20 protein-coding genes are annotated in these 20858 nt (G+C 30.5%); 14 read left to right on the plus strand and 6 right to left on the minus strand.

Annotated features, from left to right (window positions below; genetic code table 11):
* Positions 1 to 9 precede the first annotated feature (9 nt).
* A complete protein-coding gene (locus H527_RS0104295) occupies positions 10 to 2325 on the minus strand; it encodes a beta strand repeat-containing protein (RefSeq protein ID WP_027411558.1) in 2316 nt (771 codons plus the stop codon).
* A 196-nt stretch (positions 2326 to 2521) separates the two neighbouring features.
* Between H527_RS0104295 and H527_RS0104300 the strand changes: the two genes are divergently transcribed.
* From H527_RS0104300 to H527_RS0104320, 5 genes are all read left to right on the plus strand, one after another.
* Positions 2522 to 5587, plus strand: a complete 3066-nt coding sequence (locus H527_RS0104300) for a protein O-mannosyl-transferase family (RefSeq protein ID WP_027411559.1) — start codon at positions 2522 to 2524, stop codon at positions 5585 to 5587.
* Between the two features lie 17 nt (positions 5588 to 5604).
* Positions 5605 to 6384 carry a class I SAM-dependent methyltransferase gene (locus tag H527_RS0104305; protein ID WP_027411560.1) on the plus strand — a complete coding sequence of 260 codons (780 nt, stop codon included), beginning with the start codon at positions 5605 to 5607 and terminating at the stop codon, positions 6382 to 6384.
* Between the two features lie 125 nt (positions 6385 to 6509).
* Entirely contained in the window at positions 6510 to 6875 is a 366-nt protein-coding gene (locus tag H527_RS0104310) for a cupin domain-containing protein (RefSeq protein ID WP_027411561.1), read from the plus strand.
* A 97-nt stretch (positions 6876 to 6972) separates the two neighbouring features.
* The gene (locus tag H527_RS0104315; RefSeq protein ID WP_027411562.1) at positions 6973 to 7914 is read left to right on the plus strand and encodes a 2-hydroxyacid dehydrogenase; all 942 of its coding nucleotides are present in this window, start codon (positions 6973 to 6975) and stop codon (positions 7912 to 7914) included.
* 143 nt (positions 7915 to 8057) lie between these two features.
* Positions 8058 to 8528: an HD domain-containing protein gene (locus tag H527_RS0104320; protein ID WP_248601256.1), complete on the plus strand. Its 471-nt coding sequence runs from the start codon at positions 8058 to 8060 to the stop codon at positions 8526 to 8528.
* 381 nt (positions 8529 to 8909) lie between these two features.
* Here H527_RS0104320 and H527_RS0104325 read toward each other — a convergent pair whose 3' ends face one another.
* On the minus strand, positions 8910 to 9245 hold the full coding sequence (locus H527_RS0104325) for a DUF805 domain-containing protein (RefSeq protein WP_027411564.1): 336 nt from the start codon (positions 9243 to 9245) through the stop codon (positions 8910 to 8912).
* Between the two features lie 173 nt (positions 9246 to 9418).
* On the opposite strand from H527_RS0104325, the gene H527_RS0104330 reads away from it, so the two are divergent.
* The 4 genes from H527_RS0104330 (at position 9419) to H527_RS0104345 (ending at position 11268) form a co-directional block, all read left to right on the plus strand.
* Positions 9419 to 9826, plus strand: a complete 408-nt coding sequence (locus H527_RS0104330) for an NINE protein (RefSeq protein WP_027411565.1) — start codon at positions 9419 to 9421, stop codon at positions 9824 to 9826.
* 84 nt (positions 9827 to 9910) lie between these two features.
* On the plus strand, positions 9911 to 10234 hold the full coding sequence (locus H527_RS0104335; RefSeq protein ID WP_027411566.1) for an ArsR/SmtB family transcription factor: 324 nt from the start codon (positions 9911 to 9913) through the stop codon (positions 10232 to 10234).
* 21 nt (positions 10235 to 10255) lie between these two features.
* A complete protein-coding gene (locus H527_RS0104340; protein WP_027411567.1) occupies positions 10256 to 10741 on the plus strand; it encodes a DUF6428 family protein in 486 nt (161 codons plus the stop codon).
* 17 nt (positions 10742 to 10758) lie between these two features.
* A complete protein-coding gene (locus H527_RS0104345) occupies positions 10759 to 11268 on the plus strand; it encodes a GNAT family N-acetyltransferase (protein WP_051316634.1) in 510 nt (169 codons plus the stop codon).
* 243 nt (positions 11269 to 11511) lie between these two features.
* On the opposite strand, the gene H527_RS0104350 is transcribed toward H527_RS0104345, so the two are convergent.
* Genes H527_RS0104350 through H527_RS0104360 form a run of 3 tightly spaced genes read right to left on the minus strand, consistent with a single transcriptional unit; the run spans position 11512 to position 15159 of the window.
* Positions 11512 to 13329 carry a GNAT family N-acyltransferase gene (locus tag H527_RS0104350; protein WP_027411569.1) on the minus strand — a complete coding sequence of 606 codons (1818 nt, stop codon included), beginning with the start codon at positions 13327 to 13329 and terminating at the stop codon, positions 11512 to 11514.
* 57 nt (positions 13330 to 13386) lie between these two features.
* Positions 13387 to 14637 (minus strand): aspartate kinase, encoded by a 1251-nt coding sequence (locus H527_RS0104355; protein ID WP_027411570.1) that lies wholly within the window; start codon positions 14635 to 14637, stop codon positions 13387 to 13389.
* 42 nt (positions 14638 to 14679) lie between these two features.
* Positions 14680 to 15159: a GNAT family N-acetyltransferase gene (locus tag H527_RS0104360; RefSeq protein WP_027411571.1), complete on the minus strand. Its 480-nt coding sequence runs from the start codon at positions 15157 to 15159 to the stop codon at positions 14680 to 14682.
* A gap of 173 nt (positions 15160 to 15332) precedes the next feature.
* Here H527_RS0104360 and fbp point away from each other — a divergent pair, with 173 nt between their 5' ends.
* From fbp to H527_RS0104385, 5 genes are all read left to right on the plus strand, one after another.
* Positions 15333 to 16331 (plus strand): class 1 fructose-bisphosphatase, encoded by a 999-nt coding sequence (gene fbp, locus H527_RS0104365; RefSeq protein ID WP_027411572.1) that lies wholly within the window; start codon positions 15333 to 15335, stop codon positions 16329 to 16331.
* 243 nt (positions 16332 to 16574) lie between these two features.
* Positions 16575 to 16928, plus strand: a complete 354-nt coding sequence (locus H527_RS0104370) for a hypothetical protein (RefSeq protein WP_027411573.1) — start codon at positions 16575 to 16577, stop codon at positions 16926 to 16928.
* 18 nt (positions 16929 to 16946) lie between these two features.
* Positions 16947 to 17771 carry a hypothetical protein gene (locus H527_RS0104375; RefSeq protein WP_027411574.1) on the plus strand — a complete coding sequence of 275 codons (825 nt, stop codon included), beginning with the start codon at positions 16947 to 16949 and terminating at the stop codon, positions 17769 to 17771.
* Positions 17758 to 18252 carry a Rab family GTPase gene (locus tag H527_RS0104380; RefSeq protein WP_027411575.1) on the plus strand — a complete coding sequence of 165 codons (495 nt, stop codon included), beginning with the start codon at positions 17758 to 17760 and terminating at the stop codon, positions 18250 to 18252. Before H527_RS0104375 ends, H527_RS0104380 begins: the two co-directional genes overlap by 14 nt.
* Before the next feature lie 2 nt (positions 18253 to 18254).
* Positions 18255 to 19796, plus strand: coding sequence for an ATP-binding response regulator (locus H527_RS0104385; protein WP_035087388.1), 1542 nt, complete (start codon positions 18255 to 18257; stop codon positions 19794 to 19796).
* Positions 19797 to 19832: 36 nt separating this feature from the next.
* Here H527_RS0104385 and H527_RS0104390 read toward each other — a convergent pair whose 3' ends face one another.
* Positions 19833 to 20264 carry a tellurite resistance TerB family protein gene (locus H527_RS0104390; RefSeq protein WP_027411577.1) on the minus strand — a complete coding sequence of 144 codons (432 nt, stop codon included), beginning with the start codon at positions 20262 to 20264 and terminating at the stop codon, positions 19833 to 19835.
* Positions 20265 to 20858: the final 594 nt, after the last annotated feature.

Genomic DNA, 20858 nt, shown 5'->3' on the forward strand with positions numbered 1-20858 from the left:
CTACAATTCTTAATTTTTAATTACCATCTTCTTAGTACTTATTTTTTTACTTCCAATATACATTGTATAAAAATAAGTTCCTGATGCTAATCCATCACTATTAATATTCACTTCTTTGGTACCTGTTTCATTTAATGCTATTTTAGATATTATTTGACCTATTGAGTTACTAAAAACAATTGAGGCATTAGTAATTCCTGTAGGAAGATAATATTTAATTGAAGATGTGCTATTAAACGGGTTTGGTATATTTTGATATAGTATGGGACCACTATTTTTGGTCTCTTCATTATCACAAGCACAGCTTTCTACGGCATCCAACCTTGATAGTATATCTGTTATTTGCGTTTGCAATGCAACGACTTCATCTTGAGCATCATTTAAGTTTGATTGTAATGAAGAAACAATTGGAGAAAGGTCAACAGAAACGGCAGTACCTCCTTCTATTGCAATGGTAAGATTTGCTCCATTTAAAGTAGCAGATGTAAGATTTTGGTTATCAGAACTTATAAATGTCGATAAATCAATTGTATTTGACCCTCCAGAAATACTTAACATACTACCTGCCAAAGATAACTCTTGATTATCTGTATTATCCAAATATGCAGAAAGATCAATCGTTGCTGTACCTCCAGAGATCCCTAAAGTATTGGTTGTAAGAGATAACTCTTGGGCATCTGTATTATCCAAATATGTAGAAAGATCAATCGTTGCTGTACCTCCAGAAATCCCTAAAGTATTGGTTGTGAGAGATAACTCTTGGGCATCTGTGTTTAAAGAAGATGTATTAAGCCATTGTGTACCATCCCAAGTATATACTGTCTTATCTTCTGTATCATATATCAATAACCCTTCATCTGTAGGAGTTAATCCCCCTTCTAGAGCAGTTTTCTGAGCATTAGTTAACCGATTCATTTGCAAACCTTTATTAGATCCTGATAACTCTAATGAAGCATTAGCATTAGGTGTATCTGTTCCTATTCCCACGCTAAGTGAATTCGTTGCTCCTCCTAATACCATCGTATTATCATTTACTGCTGTAGCTGCATTTCCTATCGCTATCGCATTTGTTCCACTTACATTTGAGTTATATCCTATAGCGATATTATTAACAGGATCTGTTCCTCCTGGATCTGTAGAAGACGCCCCTGTACCAATAACTATAGCTCCGTTATTTTGCGCTACAGAACTAGCTCCAATTGCAATCGCCTCAGTATTATCAACATCTGTAAGGTAACCAATACCTATTGCCCTGCTTTGATCTATAGATCCTTGTCTACCAATCAGTATAGAGTTGGCAGAAGTATTATTATTCATATCTGCCAAATAGCCTACTGCAATAGCACCTGTACTTCGTATATCAACATCATTTCCTATACCAATAGAATATTGACCATCATTAAAGACACTATATCCTAGCATTATGACATCATTATTACTTGGTGTATTATCCGCACCAATAAAAGTACATCGTGATCTTACGGTATTATCAAAATCAGAATATGCTCCCATACCTACATTGTCTTCTCCTTCACGATTAGAAAATCCAGTTTCAAAACCAACATAGGTGTTTCTGTTGGCATTAGAAGTAGAATTGGTTCTGTTATTATCCCAACCTGATCGCGCACCTACAAAAGTATTGTAATCTGCATGTTCTGTCGCCACACCAGATGCAGCCCCTACAAATGTATTATAAATACCTCTATTTACATCTATCCCTGCAGAATCTCCAAATGCTGAATTATGATGTCCTTCACTAACATCAGATAATGCTTCATCTCCAACACCTGTGTTACGATATCCTGTTCCCGAAGATATTCCCGCTTCATTACCAACAAACGTATTTCTATACCCAGTAGTATTACTAAAACCAGCATCTTCGCCTATGAAAACATTTTCATATCCTGTGGTGTTATTTGTTCCAGATTCCTCACCCACAAAAGTATTGTCATACCCAGTAGTCGTATTCTCTCCTGATTCGGTTCCTACAAAGGTATTATCTCCTGCAGTTAAATTAAGTCTACCAGCTTCATGCCCTATAAATGTATTGTCAAATCCAGTAGTATTTTTGTGACCAGCGTAATATCCAATAAATGTACTTTCTGATGTAGTATTATCTCTACCTGCTCCAAAACCTACAAATGTTGTTCTTAATCCACTACTAAGATTTGACCCGGTACTATCTCCATACATGGTGTTATAATCACCAGTAGTAATATTTACTCCAGATCCTGTTCCTAAAGTTTCGTTTAGAGTTTGTGAATATAAAGAAGTATAGGTCGTTAAAAACAAAACACACATTAAAAAAAGTAAAAATTTTCTCATAGGTTTGGGTATTAAAAATTTGATAGATAAAGATACTATTAAATATAACAAAATATTAACAATAATAAAATTTATCCATTTCCAAATCCAAACCTCTTTCGGTTTATTTATCTAAAAAAAAGATTACCTGACCTCTATACTATTAATTTATTAGAAATAATTCTTCTATCTTGCATTAGAACTGATCTATTATTCGATGAAAAAAACAGAGCAAGGCATTGGTTGGTTACTCTTCCTATTTGTATTTATTATTTATGCTTTTTGTTCTCCTAGAACTATTACTTTTTGGGATAGTGCTGAATTTATAGCATCCAACTATAAGCTACAGGTTACTCATCCTCCTGGCGCACCATTTTACATGCTACTTTGTAAATTTATTTTGTCTTTTTTTCCAGTATCTATGTCGGCATATGTAACCAATTTAATCTCCTCTCTATTTGGAGCGCTAACGGTTTTACTTTTGTATTTTATAACAATACATATCGCTAATAAAATTATAAACAAAACATACACAAAGAATACACAAAATTGGTTGTCTATTGTATGTGGTGCTATTGCAGCACTTACTTTAGCTTTTATTCATAGTTTTTGGATTGCATCTACAGAAAGTGAAGTCTATACTCTTTCCTTTTTTCTTCTTTTAGTTATACTATACAACATGATATTATGGGAAAAAGCCAATAATCCTAAAAAAGAAGTTCGTTTACTTTTTTTTATAGCTTTACTTATTGGTGTTTCGGTAGGAGTTCATTTAATTAATATTTCAATCGTTATCCCGCTTTCTGTTTTATACATCTACAAAAAATTTAGATTTACCTTCAAAAATATATGTATCTCATTAGTTATTGGATGCTTACTTTTTTTTACTATTTATAGTGTTTTTATTCAAGGATTCTTAAGCATTGCAAACAAAATAGACATCTCTCTGGTAAATGACTTTGATTTTCCTGTAAATTCTGGACCTATATTACTTATCTGTTTTCTAGCAATCTGTTTTGGAATTGCTATTTGGTATAGCCACAAACAAAAAAAAGTTGTTCTACACCGTTTGTTATTAATGATTGTGTTTTTTGGTATTGGTATGAGTTCTTATACCGCGTCTATAATTAGAGCCAACACCTATACTCCAACCTCTAATGGTTCTTCAACCAGCAATCAATTATTACAATACATTAGAGCAGAACAATTCGGACTAGGTGAAGTCCCCTTAGTTAGAGGACATCTATACAATGCTCCTTTAGATAAGACTACTCCTTTTACAGATGGATCCTCAATTATTAAATACAACATAAAAAAGAAAAAATACACCACAATAGACAACGGGGATTTTAGCAAACCTAATTATGCAAGAGAATTTAGCATATTTTTTCCCAGAATGTATCATAAAGGAGCTTCAAATATTAATGGGTATAATAGTTGGGTTCCTATTAAAGGTAAAACTATTTCTTATCCTGTTCAAGATGAAATTCAACATATTAAAACTCCTACTTTTTCAGAAAATTTTAATTTTTTTATAACCTATCAAATATCATGGCTTAATTTAAGGTATTTGTTTTGGAATTTTATCGGAAGACAAAATGATATCAAAGGCACAGGAAATATTTTAAATGGAAACTGGAGTAGCGGAATAGATTTTTTTGATTCTTCCAGAATTGGCAGCCAAAAGAATATTCCCAATAGATATCATAATGATTTAAGTAATGATAATTATTATTTCCTACCCTTTCTTTTTGGAATTATTGGATTATTTACTTTACGCAAAAACTATCCTTACTTACTAACTACATTATTGTTTTTTTTAACCTTTGGTATCGGAATTACGATATACATAAATCCGACTCCTTCTAGTATTCTAATACGAGAACGTGACTACATTTTTATGGGCTCATTTATTATTTTTGCATTATGGGTAGGATTATCTGTACTTACTGTATTTAATCTATTTCGATTTATTGTTTCAGAAAAAAAACGATTGCTTGTTGTTGGTATATGTATTGGTTTACTTGTGCCAATTCATCTTTTTGCAAAAGGCTGGGATGATCACAATCGATCTAAGGATAATTTTGCTTATGATTTTGCAAAATCATATCTAGATTCCTGCCCAACTAATGCTATCCTAATAACTAATGGAGATAATATGACATTTCCGTTATGGTACTTGCAAGAAGTAGAAGAATACAGAACAGATATTCGAGTAATCAACTTTGATCAATTAACATTAGATTGGTATATCGAAAAATTAAAACGAAAAGTAAATTCCTCAAATCCAATATCGATAAGCTTACCTGAAAACCTCTACAACAATAGTCAACAACTTCTACCTCTAAAAAAAGAGGTAGAGCAACCAGTAGAGCTAAAGCTTTTATTCGATTTTTTAAATAATGATAAAACTAGTGTATTATGGAATGGGAAGAAAATTCATTATATCCCCTCTGATGTATTTTCAGTTGCTATCGATACCTCCAGAATCATTCAAAACCTATATAACCCAAAGGAATTAAAACTAAATTATACAGATCGTATTACCTGGAAGTTTTCAAAAGATTTTTATGCCATTAATGATCTTGTTTTATTAAACCTAGTGCAACAAAATATTTTAGAAAGACCAATTTGTTTTGCCATAAATGGAAACACAAATCACTATATAGGATTACAGAGGTATACTATACAACGTGGTTTAGTAGACTTACTAGCTCCTGTAAAACGTTCAGATCTTTCTTTAAACCCAAAAATTGTAGATACAAAAACCATGTATCCTATTTTTATTAAATCTAATATATTCGAAAACCTAAATGACCCTTCTATATTTATTGATGATGAAAACAGAACATATACTCAAGAAATTTTAAGAAGAAATTACTATTTTCTGGCTCAAGCATTATTAGAAGAAGGCAAAACAAACAAAGCAATTAAAGTATTAGATACTTGTATTTCAATTTTTCCAGACGAAACTATTCCATTTCGACAATATGCATATGCCTTAGGAAAGCTATATTATAGAGTTGGTAATCCTGATAAAGGAAGTAAAATTTGCCAAATTGCTATGCAAAATATTTGGGAAGAATTACAATGGATGACCTCTTTTGACCCTCCCTACCCAATTATAAATGTAAAACATGCAGTGCGGCTTAAAAATATGTATTCTCAGATGATTGAACAGTTTAGACTTAATCATCCCAAAGAATCCAATAGGTTATCGATTCAATTCAAAAAATTTGAAGTTAAATTTCAGAATTGGTATACTATAAACTGGCCTTATTAATTCGCGAACTTAAATATATGTATTTTTTTTCTACTGAAATTACTTCTTCCAAAATATATTCAGACAATCCTTTGTATCAAAGAACACGCAAAGCATACGAATTAGTGCTGGATAAGATACAAGGAAATGTTCTTGAAATTGGTTGTGGAGAAGGATACGGAGTAGCTATGTATCATAAAAAAGCAAAACAATTAACGCTTATCGATAAATCGAAATATTCAACATATTACATTAAAAAAAAGTTCCCTAACACTACTGTTTTTCACAAAAAAGCACCTCCTCTATCCTTTATTTCAGATAATAGTTTTGATATTATAATTTTATTTCAAATTATTGAGCATATTAAAAATGATAAACTCTTTATTGAAGAAATAAAAAGGGTTTTAAAACCCGGTGGAACAGCGTTTTTAACCACTCCAAATGCCATAAAATCCATTGCCAGGAACCCTTGGCACTATAAGGAATATACCTATAATCAAATTAATAACCTAATTAAAGATGTGTTCAATACATACACTATTATGGGTATCGAAGGGAATGAAAAAACAGATCATTATTATACAGCAAACGAAAAAACCGTAAAAAAAATTTTAAAATTAGACCTCTTTAAACTTCAATATAAAATACCATCATTTATTCTTAAGATCCCATACGAGGTATTAAATCGTTATAACAGAAAAAAGCTATTCAGAAAAAATAATGAATTAGTAAAAAGCATAGATATCAGAGATTATTATTTAAGAGAATATTCTGATAAGACTCTAGATTTTTTTTGCAAAATGCAAAAAACAAATTAATCCGTAATACGTTACCATAAATTTTTAAAATTATCATGACCTAATTTCTTATATAAAGAAACGTTAAGACCTGCCAGAATCACAGATGAAATAAGTATTTTGTTTTTATAAAAACAGATATAGTTATGAAAGCAATTAACATCCATGAAAAATTCTCAAAATTTGATAAGCAATGGCATCCTCATCGTATTGCTACGGTAGATGATAACCAGATATATCTTGCCAAATTAAGTGGGGATTTTATATGGCATTCGCACGAAGATGAAGATGAACTATTTCACGTAATAAAAGGAACCTTATACATGAAATTTAGAGATAAAACTGTTACTGTTCAGTCTGGTGAAATAATTGTAGTACCAAAAGGAGTAGAACATAGCCCTTCTACCAAAAATAACGAAGAAGTTCATGTGTTACTCTTTGAAAAACTAAGCGCTAAACACACTGGCGAGATACAAAATGAGCGAACAGTTGCCCAATATATAGATCTATAAAAACTATTAAAAAAACAAAGCTCTGGATTAAAATCGTAAGTAACAGTCATGCAAATACGATTTTTAATACTTAATTTTGAAAATCAATATAGATTTTATGAAAATATTACACCTAGACTCTAATCACCCTTTACTATTAAATCAACTCGAACTGGCAGGGTTTAAAAATGAAGAAGATTATACCTCTAGCAAAGAAGAAGTTGAATCTAAAATTAAAAACTATGATGGAGTAGTTATTCGAAGTCGGTTTGCAATTGATAAAACATTTTTAGACAAAGCCAAAAACCTAAAATTTATTGGACGTGTAGGGGCTGGTCTGGAGAATATTGATCTTGAATATGCTAAAAAAAAAGAAATCCAGCTATTTAATGCCCCAGAAGGAAATCGCAATGCAGTTGGAGAACATGCCTTAGGAATGATTCTATCTCTATTTAATAAAATAAATATTGCTGATAAAAGCATTCGGGATGGGAGATGGTTGCGTGAAGAACATCGAGGTATCGAATTAGATGGAAAAACAGTTGGCATTATTGGGTATGGTAATATGGGCAGAGCTTTTGCAAAAAAACTACGGGGTTTTGCCGTTGAAGTTCTCTGTTATGATATTCGTGAAGATGTAGAAAATAGTGATGCCACTCAAGTAGAATTAGAAGAGTTTTTTGAAAAAACCGATATTCTAAGCCTTCATACACCTCAAACTCCTGAAACTATAGGTATGATCAATAAAAAATTCATTAACCAGTTTAAGAAACCATTTTGGTTGATCAATACTGCTCGAGGAAAAAGCGTAATAACGGTAGACTTGGTTGAAGCTCTGGAAAATGGTAAGATTTTAGGTGCAGGTTTGGACGTCTTAGAATATGAAAAAGCATCTTTTGAAAATTTATTCAATTCAGAAAAAGATGTTCCAAAAGAATTTAAAAAACTCCTTAAAATGGATAATGTAATTTTAAGCCCACATGTGGCTGGCTGGACTATTGAATCTAAAGAAAAATTAGCACAAACTATAGTAGATAAAATCAAAGAAAAATTTTGTTAAAATCTATATTTATAAAATTACTGTCTGGTTATACTCAAGATTCAGAATATACTGAATCTCTATGGAGCGATATTAACAAACAACACAGTAAAAAAAATCGATACTATCACAATCTCTATCATCTAGAGAACCTTTATCATAATTTGCTAGAAATAAAGACCAGAATAAAAAATTGGGATATAGCCCTTTTTGCTTTATTCTATCATGATTACATATATAATGTGCTTAAACAAGATAATGAAGAACAAAGTGCTAAAAAAGCAGAAAAAATACTAAATACACTAAAAATTGAAAAGAAGGATATCACACTCTGTTCTAAAATTATTATAGCAACCAAAGGGCATAATATTTCTAAAAATAGTGATATAAACTATTTTACAGATGCCGATTTATCTATACTAGGAAATGATTGGAAAACCTACGAAGAGTATTATAAAAATGTAAGAAAGGAGTATAAATACTATCCAGATTTTGTATATAATAAAGGAAGAATAAAAGTCCTCCATCATTTTATAAATATGCCAACTATTTTTAAAACCAGTCATTTTTATAATAAATTTGAAGTACAAGCAAAAGAAAACTTACAACGAGAAATAGATTTACTCCATATATAATACCATTTGCACTTTGATGTAGTGCACAAATAAGATCATTTTTTACTTATCAAAAAAAGAATTTATTCTAAATTTTAGAGTAGAAATCCTGATGAAATTTCTAGATCTTTTAAAAAAATAAAGGAAGAACCATTATAGTAAATATGGGAAAATTGAAATAAATTATAGCTCCAGATAGAATGGAAATCGAACTTTGAGAACCAACAACCAAGTATTTTTATAAATAGAAAAAGTTGGTAAAAAACCAACTTTTTCTATTTATAATCTAAATCCACAACCTCGGGGTAAACTCCTGAGATATGCTTCCGAAAATATAATTTATTTTCGAAACCCAAGCCTTGGAAAATAAAACCCTTAATGAAGAGAAGATCAGTTTATTTTTTAATCATTGGCTTTAGGGTCACTACCATATTGATTATCTCCTTTTGTACCTTCTGTAAATGCAAGGATAATATTATAAAAAGGGATTAGCATATACCACCAATCCTTATCCACATCATGCATTCTGCGCACAGCAACTGCAATACTTGGTATTAATACCACAAGAGCATACAACCCTCCAAGTGTTGCCAATAACCCAATATCCAGAATACCTCCTAAAATGATCAATCCATACATGATAATCATATTGAACAAAAAGAACATCCAATACTCTTTACGTCTGGCTCTGCCAGAAAATCCTGTATAATTCTTTAAAGTTTTTAAATACCAATCCATATAAATTATTTTATTAGTTAGTTAGTATTACCAAATATAACAATAAATATAACTTATCTTAATACCTGATACGATAACCTTCTTACATATAAGTAAATATTCTTACATACCTTATGAATTTAGATTGATATTTTTCGTAATTTTCGCCAAACTAATAAATCATAACAAATACTATGAGTGAAGAAAACAATAATTTGGGAGACGATATAAAAAAAGGAGTAGATCAAGCAGCAGAAACGGCTAATGAATTTGCTAATGAAGCAAAAGAAGCTGCCAGTGATTTTACAAATGAAGCAAAAGAAATTGTTAATTCTACAGATAATAAAAAAGTTATTGCTGGTATTTTAGCAATCTTTTTAGGGAGTCTAGGAGTTCACAAGTTTATTTTGGGGTATCAAAAAGAAGGATTTATTTTATTAGGAATATCTTTAATTTCGATTCCTCTAGTATGTATTGGTATTGGTGCATTAACCATGTTTATACCATCAATTATAGGCCTTATAGAAGGTATCATGTACCTAACAAAAACTGACGAAGAGTTTTACCAAACCTACCAAGTTGGTAAAAAACCTTGGTTCTAACATACATAAAAAAGCCAAAATTATAATTTTGGCTTTTTTATTTCATTTTATTATCGTAATATTGCGATATTATAATATTGAATTATGGGAGTAACTAAAACACAAATATTTGATCAACAACAAAACGAACTAGCACAGTTTTTTAAAATACTTGGCCATCCTGCTCGCATAGCTATTCTTCAATATATAAGTAAACAAAACACTTGTATTTGTAATGATTTAGTAGAAGAAATAGGCTTAGCACAAGCAACGATATCTCAACACCTTAAAGAACTAAAAAGCATTGGATTACTAAAAGGAGAAGTTGAAGGCAAGAGTATGTGCTATTGTATTGATGTAGACAGATGGAACGTGCTACAAAAGAATTTAAACTCATTTTTTAATACCACTAAAACAAATTGTTGTTAAACACATTTAAAAACTACAACTATGAATACATCCAATTTTATATCGTTACTAGAAGAACATCAAGACAAATCTTTATTATTTGAATATGCTCCGGGTATGTTGGTTGGCACCAATTACCATATCACCGAAATAAAGCACACAACTATAGACTCTGTAGATTGTGGTGCAGGAACTGATTCTTGGAAAGAAACAGTTATTCAACTTTGGGAAAGCCCAACTGAATTAGGCAAAGAAAACTATATGACTTCATATAAAGCTTTGGCAATATTAAAAAAAGTCGGGCAAATGAAATCTTATGAAATGGATGCTGTTGTTAAAATAGAATATGGAAATGCTATGTTCCACACCTCTCAATTGCACGTAATAGATTTTGAAATTAAAGAAAATAAATTAGTAATAAAACTTACTGTAAACCCTACCGATTGTAAAGCAAAAGAAATATGTGGTGTTCCTGAAACCAACACTGTCGAATCTAATTCTTGTGCTCCAGGAAGTGGATGTTGTTAAAAAAAATAGCTCAATACATGTCTACAACATCTGGTTTTACCATTAAAACAGCTCCTTTTACAAAACAAGATTGGATCGCAGTTTCTCAAATTTATAAAGAAGGTATTGCAACAGGAATAGCGACTTTTGAAACGCAAATACCTACTTGGAACGACTGGAACGCTTTACATATAAAAACTTGTAGAATTAAAGCTGTTAACGACAATACAATAATAGGGTGGACTGCATTATCTCCTACCTCCAAAAGAAATACTTATAAAGGCGTAGCTGAAATAAGCATTTATATTTCCACAAAACACAGAAACCTAGGGATAGGAAAAATACTTTTGGAAAAATTAATTAATGAAAGTGAAAAAGCTGGATTCTGGTCTTTACAAGCAAGTATTTTTAGTGATAACAAAGCAAGTATTGCTCTACATAAATCTTTAGGATTTAGAGAAATAGGATATCGTGAAAAAATAGGAAAATTAAACAATATCTGGTATGACAACACCATTTTAGAACGAAGAAGTGAAATAATAATATAATCACAAAAACACCACAGCAGGAGCCAAAACGCATGGAGTAAATCCAAAAGCAATAGTTATTACAAAAAAGAAAATCCTGCTACATTTACAAAAACCAGAAATCAGATTAGAGAATACTGTAAAAACTTTATAGAGGAAAAATACTAAATACTATTTTTGTGATAACTACATAAACATAAAGACCTCAAAGGTTTTACAGCTTGAGGTCTTTATATTATTCATTGTAGAGTATGATCTATTATTTTATTTATCGCTGCTTTTAAAATATTTTTGCTCCAATTCTTCTTGAAACTCTTCCATCACAGGTTTTACTGTACTTTCTGGAAGATCTGCAATACGTATATACATTAAACCATCTACAGCATTGTTAAACAATGGATCTACATTAAACGCTACTACTTTGGCATTTTGTTTAATATATTTTTTGATTAAAACAGGAATACGTAAACTACCTGGTTCCACCTCATCTATAATTTTATCAAACTTATTTAAATCACTTTTACTCTCATCAAAAACAAAATCTTTATCAGCATCTTTTAATTTTACTTTAAATTCTTTTTTAGGCCTTACATATTGTGCTACATAAGGATCATAATAATGAGATCTCATGAACTCTATCATTAAAGACTTTGAAAAATTACTGAACTTATTACTTATACTTACTCCACCAATCAAATACTTATGCTCTGGAAAACGCAAAGTACAATGTACAATTCCTTTCCAAAGTAAAAACAACGGCATAGGCCTTTGTTGGTATTCCTTAATAATAAAAGCTCTTCCCATTTCTATAGATTCACTCATCATTTTATATAGCTCTGGTTCAAACCTAAATAAATCCTGCAAATAAAATCCATCAATACCACGACTACTATATATTTCTGACCCCATACCCATACGGTAAGCTCCTACTAATTTATTAGCATCATTATCCCATAAAAACATATGATGGTAGTAATCATCAAAAGAATCCAGATCTATAGAGTTATTTGTTCCCTCTCCTATTTCCCTAAAAGTAATTTCTCTTAATCTACCTATCTCATGTACAACATTTGGAACATCTGTTCTTTTAGCAAGAAAAACTTCATAATTTTTACTAACTAATAACCTTCTATCATTTTCTCTACAGTATTCTAATTCAGATTCTATTAAATTAATACTGCCTTTTACTGCAATTTTTTTGGGAGATTTTGAGGCTTTTGGCAACTTTAAATTCTGAGGAATAGATTCTCTTAATGTTTTTTTCTCAAAAGGATTAGCCAACATATACGTTTTCTTTCTCATAAAAGTTGTAAAGTCCTCAAGGTTAGCATACTCTAGCTGATCTTTTACAGAAACAGGATTTCCTATCCTAACTTTAATAATTCTCTTTTCTTGCAAAAAAAGCTCACTTGGTAACTTAGCAGTCCTTAGTAATCCACTAATTGATGCCATTTTATAAAAAAGTCTACTATTGCGTGCGTGAAAATATATAGGTATAACAGGGACTTTTGCTTTTTGCACTAATCGCATGGCACTTGGCGTCCATGGTCTATCCACATAATTCTTTCCTTCTTTTAATGTAGAAACTTCTCCCGCAGGGAAAATACCCAATGGTTTTCCTTCCCTTAGATGCAGAATAGCATTTTTAATTCCATTATGACTGGATTTAACTTCTTTTCTATTCTCAAAAGGATTTACAGGCATCATATATGGCCGCAGAGGTTTAAAGTTATGCAACAAAAAATTAGCGATAACTTTATAATCTGATCTATGCTCCAGCATCAATTTTAGTAATAACCCACCATCAAGGCCACCTAATGGATGATTAGATATGGTAATAAATGCTCCTTCTTTTGGCAATCTTTTAAAATCTTCTTCAGGAATTTCAAAAGTAACTCCATAGGAATCCAAAGCTTTATTAATATATTCTAATCCTTCGAGATGACTTATTTTATCATACTCTCGATTAACTTTGGAGATTCTTGTTGCTTTAATGATAATCCAACCAATAAAGGTGCCGATAAAACCAAGTTTATCTAATTTTAGCCCTTTGGCTACTTCTCTTGCTGTGATTATGGGCATTAATTATTATTTGTTCTAGCTTACAAATATAGCAAATTCATTGAATAGGTTTTCTTATTATCTCGAAACCATTTGATAAGTCTCTCTAGTAATTTGTTTCAACAAAATATCTTTATCTTTTTCTAAAGACATAATCGCTTCATCTGTAAAATGTCTAATAGTAAATAAAGATACATTTGTATTGTAAGTAACTCTAAATTTTGCTTTAAGTTTTACTAAAAGTTCATCAAAATGAATAAATTTATCTTCCAAACATACCGAAAAACTAATAGCAGAGTTTTGAATAAGTCCTACTTTTATTTGATACTCATGAAAAAGACTAAAAATTTGACTCATATTATCTTCTACAATAAACGAAAAATCTAAAGAAGATAGCGATAATAAAATTTGATTCTTCTTTACGATATAACATGGCAAATGAGGATCTAATGGTTGCCCTTTTTTTACAGATGTTCCTAAACCTTCTGGATTAAGAAATGATTTAACATATAATGGTATTTCTTTACGTTGTAGTGGCTGAATCGTTTTGGGGTGAATTACCGAAGCGCCATAAAAAGCCAACTCTATTGCCTCTTCATAAGAAATATGGGATAATAATTGAGTAGTATTAAAAACTCTTGGATCTGCATTAAGGACTCCTGGAACATCTTTCCATATACTCACACTATCTGCATTTAAACAATATGCAAAAATCCCTGCAGTATAATCACTTCCCTCTCTACCTAAAGTAGTAGTAAAATTGTTGTTATCAGAACCTATAAACCCTTGAGTTATGCTTAGTCCTTTTTTATTAGTTTTTTGAGCAATATTTTGTTGAGTAGTACTCCAGTTTACTTCTGTATCTCTGTAGACGCTATCTGTCTTTATGAAATCTCTAGCGTCTAACCAATCATTTGTGTATCCTCTATGATTTAAATACTCACTTATGATAGTTGTAGAAACCAATTCGCCATAACATACTATTTGATCATAAATAAAATCATGTTGTGTAGATTTATTTCTCCCTAATAATGTTTTCATATCAAGAAATAAACTTTTAATTTTCTCAAAAACTGGATGTTGTTTATTCTCAAAAAGATCTTCTACAATCTGATTATGATACTCTTCAATATTTTGGATTTCTTTTTTAAACCCATTGTCCTTTTTTAGATATACTTCCACGACATTTTCTAATGCATTTGTAGTTTTACCCATCGCTGATACTACAATGACTAGATCAGAAAATCCGGTTTTATCAAGAACCTTAATAACATTTCTTACCCCATCTGCATCTTTTACAGACGCACCTCCAAATTTAAAAACCCTCATCAATTTTATTTTAATAATACTCGTTAGGCAGTTTAAAAAACATTATAAATCAGATACAAATTTATGAATCCCTTCTTCATCCATCTGTACTAAGCACCAATCCTTTAAAAGTTTTGCTCCACTTTTTTCATAAAATTTTATAGCTGGAGTATTCCAATCCAAAACTACCCATTCTACTCTTTTTACACCTTCATTTTTTGCATATTTTAACACCTCAGTGTATAAAGCACTACCAACACCTGTTCCTCTCATAGACTCTTTAACAACAAGATCTTCTAGATGAACCGAACGCCCTTTCCATGTAGAAAAACGATAATACACTAATGCCATCCCCACAATTTCATCTTCTATCTCTGCAACAAAACAATGAAAAAGCGGATGATCTCCAAAACCCTCATCAATAAGATCTTTTATGCTAATCTTAACAGCGTCTGGTTCTTTTTCAAAAATTGCCAACTCTCTAATTAAGCCCAATACTTGAATCATATCTTCCTCCTTGGCACTTCTAATTACATAACTCATAAAAATAAAATTTATCAAAACTATAAAATTGTATTAAAAATAAGATCATTTTATTACTCTATCTTTATAATGTTTTTGTGTTTGTTTGCTTAAAAAAATTAATAATTGGCCTAACGAAAACGTTATAGTCTATTAAAAAATAATACTTTTGCACCAAGCAAAACTCACTATAAATGACAAGACAAAATCAAACCTTAGGAGAATTCATTATTGAGAATCAAAATGATTTTCCGTATGCAAGCGGAGAACTTTCTCGTTTGATCAACTCTATTCGATTAGCTGCTAAAATGGTAAATCACCAGGTAAACAAAGCAGGATTAGTAGATATTACAGGCACTATAGGAGAGACTAACATACAGGGTGAAGACCAGCAGAAACTAGATGTTTTAGCAAATGAGACCTTTATCAATACACTTACAAATAGAGAAATTGTGTGTGGTATAGCCTCAGAAGAAAATGATGATTTTATTACTATAAAAGGTCAAAAAAATGATCATCGCAATAATTATGTAGTTTTAATGGATCCGTTAGACGGCAGCTCCAACATTGATGTTAATGTGTCTGTAGGGACTATTTTTTCTATATATCGTAGAGTTACTCCTACAGGGACACCCGTTACTTTAGAAGATTTTCTGCAACCAGGAAACCTACAAGTAGCAGCTGGTTATATTATTTATGGAACATCTACCATGCTTGTTTACACCACAGGAAATGGTGTCAATGGATTTACACTAAATCCAGCATTAGGAACATATTATTTATCTCATCCAAATATGAAATTCCCTAAAGATGGCTCTATATACTCTGTTAATGAAGGAAACTATATTCATTTTCCCCAAGGAATAAAAAACTATATCAAATACTGCCAAGAAGAAAAAGACGATCGCCCTTATACATCCAGATATATTGGGTCGTTAGTAAGTGATATTCATCGTAATATGATTAAAGGTGGGATATACATGTATCCAAATACATCTAAATCTCCTAACGGGAAACTTCGTTTATTATATGAATGTAACCCAATGGCATTCATTACAGAGCAAGCAGGAGGAAAAGCCAGTGATGGTTACCAAAGAATTATGGATATAAAACCAACAGAACTACATGAACGTACCCCATTTATTTGTGGAAACAAAAATATGGTTGAAAAAGTAGAATCCTTTATGAAATAAAGCCAAACACCATGTAACTTTTTTTTATTATAGTTCTAAATAAAGCAATAATTATTATTTATAAAATCACTTATATATATACTCCTCAAAGATTTTAAAACCAACCATAAGGCACTAATTAATAAAAAAGTAAGGTTTTAGCGACCCAGAAGTAATATTATCGGTCATAATTGCCATGTTTTTAACGTTTTTATGTTAATTTTACGTAAGTTAGAAATTAAGAATCTAAATAAACCATCCATAATGGCTAAAGAAAATAAAGCTATTGAAGAAAAAGTTTCTGATGATCCTTCTTCAAAAATAGAAGCAATAAAAAATCTAATTTTTGGAGAAAATATTGCTGCTTATAATTCAGAATTTGAAAAAGTAAAAAAAGATATATCTTCAAAAAAGAAAGAGCTCGAAGATTTTATCGAAGATACTCGTAAAGAATTAAATCAAGCAATCGATAATTTAAGTACCGATATAAATATTAGGATTACCGAATTAGAAGATAATTTGGCAGATAAAGTTGAGATGTTGGACACTAAAAAAGTGGATAAAAAAATGTTAAGCGACCTTCTTATCAACCTAGGCGAAAAAATCAACCAAAAATAATCCAATCTATCCAAAATTATGGAAGAGCAGGATAAACTTAAAATTCTTAAAGAACTTCTTTTTACAGAAGAACATGAGTTTGCCGATTCCATTGCTCAAAAAATTGAAGATTTAACAAAAATTGTACATCAAAAAAAAGAACTTTCACACAAAGTCGATCCAATTATTGATGACAAATTACAACAATTTGTTTTAGAAATCCCTAAAACTTTGGGGCCTACTATTACTGAAGCTTTACGAGAAGAAATTAAAAACTCTCAAGACGCTGTAGTAGAAGCTTTATTTCCTATCATTGGTAAGATGATTAAGAAATATATTGCCCATGAAATGAAATTACTAAGTGAAAATATTAGTAGAAAAACTAAAAAAGCATTTTCATTTAAAAAATGGTTTCGACGAACCAAAGCTAAAGCTCAAGGGGTCAGCGATGGAGATTTAGCTATAAATGATTATGCAAAACCCAGACTTATTCAAATGTTTGTAATCGAAAAAAATTCTGGTATACTACTTGCTGATTATAGCCCATTATCAGAAGACACTATAGATAAAGAAATGATTGCAGGAATGCTTACAGCGATAAAAAGCTTTGTCGAAGATGCCTTTCATGGAGGAGATCAAAACCTAGAACTTATAGAGTATGAATTATACACTATACATATTCAAAATTTTTACTCTTACTATGTTGCTGCAGTAATATCCGGAGCCTATAACATGATGTTTAAAGAAGTTTTAGAAGATCAAATTATAGATTTTGCTAAGAACAATATTTCGAGTAAAGATTTAAAAGATAGCATCCTTTTTACTAAAAAATTAAAAAAATATTTTGCAGATGAAATTGTCTAAAAAAGTAGTGCTTTTAGGACACTTTGGTGTTGGAAAAACATCGTTATTCAGGCGTTTTATTGACAACGAGTTTTCTGAAGAATACAAAGTAACCCTTGGAGTACAAATCAAAAAGAAAACAGTACAATTGCCAGATGGCAGAGAATTATCTATGATAATTTGGGATACAGAAGGACATTCTAACAGTATTGAAGACACCAGAAAATCTTATCTTCTTGGCTCACATGCTTTTATTTATGTTTTTGATGTAACCCGACCAGAAACCTACCGCACACTTAATCAAGATCTAGAATATCTTAAAGAAAATTACACTAAAGTACCTGCCAAAATATTAGGCAATAAGCTAGACTTGGTAAATGAAAAAGAAATTAGTAATCATCTTACCTCTCAAAACATTTATTTTGATTGTTTAGCAAGTGCAAAAACTAATAAAAATGTTCAGGATTTCTTTTCTGATCTAGCAAAAGAAATAACTAAGTGAGTATGACAATACATCCTAACAACCACTTACAATTTAACCCCCAAATACAGGTCATTAACCTTGATAATGGTGGTTTTATAAAAAAAACTGACAAAAATATTTTTGATTGGTCAAAAGGCTCTTTAATTTTTGAAGTGCATCCCTTTTTTGAGGTTTTAAGAAATTTTGAAGAAAATAATCTTTTCGAAAAAAAAACATTAAATTTTCCTTGTATACACATAGAAGATGGTAAAGTTGAAAAAATCTGCGACATTACTTTTACCCTAGAAGAGCAAGAAGTTGTTATTATTCTTTTTGATTATACAACAAAATACAGAGACTTAAATCAAATTGCACAGCAAAAAAACGAGTCTATTTTACTAGCTCGTGAATTAGAGCTGAAGAACAAATACTTATTAGAAAAAGAAGAATTTAAAAACAGTTTTATCGCTAATATAAATCATGAAATAAGAACTCCTTTAACAAGTATTCTTGGATTTGTAGAAGTGCTTGAAAAAACAAAATTAACATTTGAACAAGAAGAACTTGCTAGAATTATTAAACGAGAAAGTCAACATCTTAACGCACTTATAGATGACATGATTGATCTTTCAAAGATAGAATCTGGTAAACTAAAAGTGGTAGAGGAACGTTTTTCTTTTTATAATTTAATGAATGGTTTTAAAGAATCTTATTCTAAAATAACCGAAGAAAAACAAATCATCTTTGAAACCAATATTGATCCTAACATACAAGAATACCTTATAGGAGATAGTACCAGAATATATCAAATCCTAAACAACATTCTTACAAATGCCTTTAAATTTACCGAAGAAGGTAAAATTGTTTTTTCTGTTACCAAAAATTACCAACGAACAAACAAACTAAGTCTCAACTTTAAAATTGAAGATACAGGAATTGGTATTCTCGAAGAAAACATCCCTTATCTTTTTGAAAGATTTACTCGTTTTAACACAGATAAACGAGTCTCTGGAACTGGGCTCGGACTTGCAATTGTAAAAAACTTAGTCGACCTCCTAAATGGTGAAATCAAAGTAAATAGTGCTCCAGAAAAAGGAACCTCTTTTAATATAAAACTTCCTTTTAAATTTGAAATAACAAAAGCAACCCCTAAACGTAAAAAGAAAAAATACACACTCCCTAAAAGCACAACTAAATTTAGGATTTTGGTAGTTGAAGACGAAGAGATAACACAGTATCTAATCATGAAGATCTTGATTTCTCAGGGTACCTTTTTTGTAGACATTGCTATTAATGGCGAAGAAGCAATAAAATATATAGAACGCAGAAAATACGACCTAATTTTAATGGATCTTAATATTTCTAAAATTGATGGTTATCAAACAACAAAGATAATTAGAAATAATTATGGAGATAAATTTATATCAGAAATACCAATTATTGGATTTTCTGGAAAATCTAACGATATCACTAGAGACAAATGCATCCGATCAGGAATGGATGATTTTATACCTAAACCTTTTGAGCAGGAAGAATTGATTTATAAAATCACAAAACAGATAGCAAAAAAGGCTACCGATTAGGTAGCCTTTTATTTACTATTATAAGACAATAAAATATTATCTATTCATATTTTTAATTTCGTCTGCAAAAGTATCTCCATCTACTCCTTGATCTACTAAGTTTAATGCTTTATCTACAACGTATTTTGCATTTTCTGATTTAAACCCTAAACCAATACTTAATTTTTCTAATAAGATGACTTGATCCTCTCCTTTAATATGATCTGCATAAACCATTCTAGCCAAATCATACAACCTCTCTAATCTATTATCATAACTCGTAGGCGGGTTTATAGGGTGTGTCTTATAGTCTTTTAAAATCTCTTTATAATCGTTTTCAGAAATCTCCAATTTTCTGGCTAATCTATCTAAAAAAGCTTTCTCTTCATCAGTAATCACTCCATCACTCATTGCTACTCTTACAATTGCTGCAAAATGGTCTTGGTTTCTTTTCTGAAATCCACTATCAAACAAATCAGATATTGACATTGTATACTTTATTTAATTTGGCTGCAAATATAACTAAACTATATGCCTTTTAAAATTTAAAATAGCCTTTTTTAACAAAAACGATTCTTAGTCTTTTTTTATTTCAAAAAGCATCAAGTTTATAGCTATTATCCCTTATATATTTATCACAAAAACACTTTACAACAGTATACACTAGTACCTTATTCTGTTCTTTATAAATATGTAACACCTTAATTAACAACAACTTATGTTTTATGTTGTTTTTTTGGCACAGCAATTGTTAATATAAATCAAAACAATGATTGTTAATTTAAAAATATGAGATATGAAAACTACATACACCTTTACACTACAACTAAACATTAAACCTTTTATTAATTTTTTAAAAGAGTTACCTGCTTCTTGTAGCTATGCTATACACAGGTAATAATGAGTTGGCAAAATATAACGCTCTACTCACGTAAAAGAGTACAAAAACAATAAAAAGCGAGATCAAAAAAATGGACTCGCTTTTTTTATGCCTATCATTTCCAAAATATACATCAATTATTTAAAATGGGGTTTTGGTAGTAACTCATTTTCATTAATCGCATATCTAAATCCAAAAAACCC

It is taken from the genome of Aquimarina muelleri DSM 19832 (genome assembly GCF_000430665.1).
Lineage (GTDB): Bacteria > Bacteroidota > Bacteroidia > Flavobacteriales > Flavobacteriaceae > Aquimarina > Aquimarina muelleri.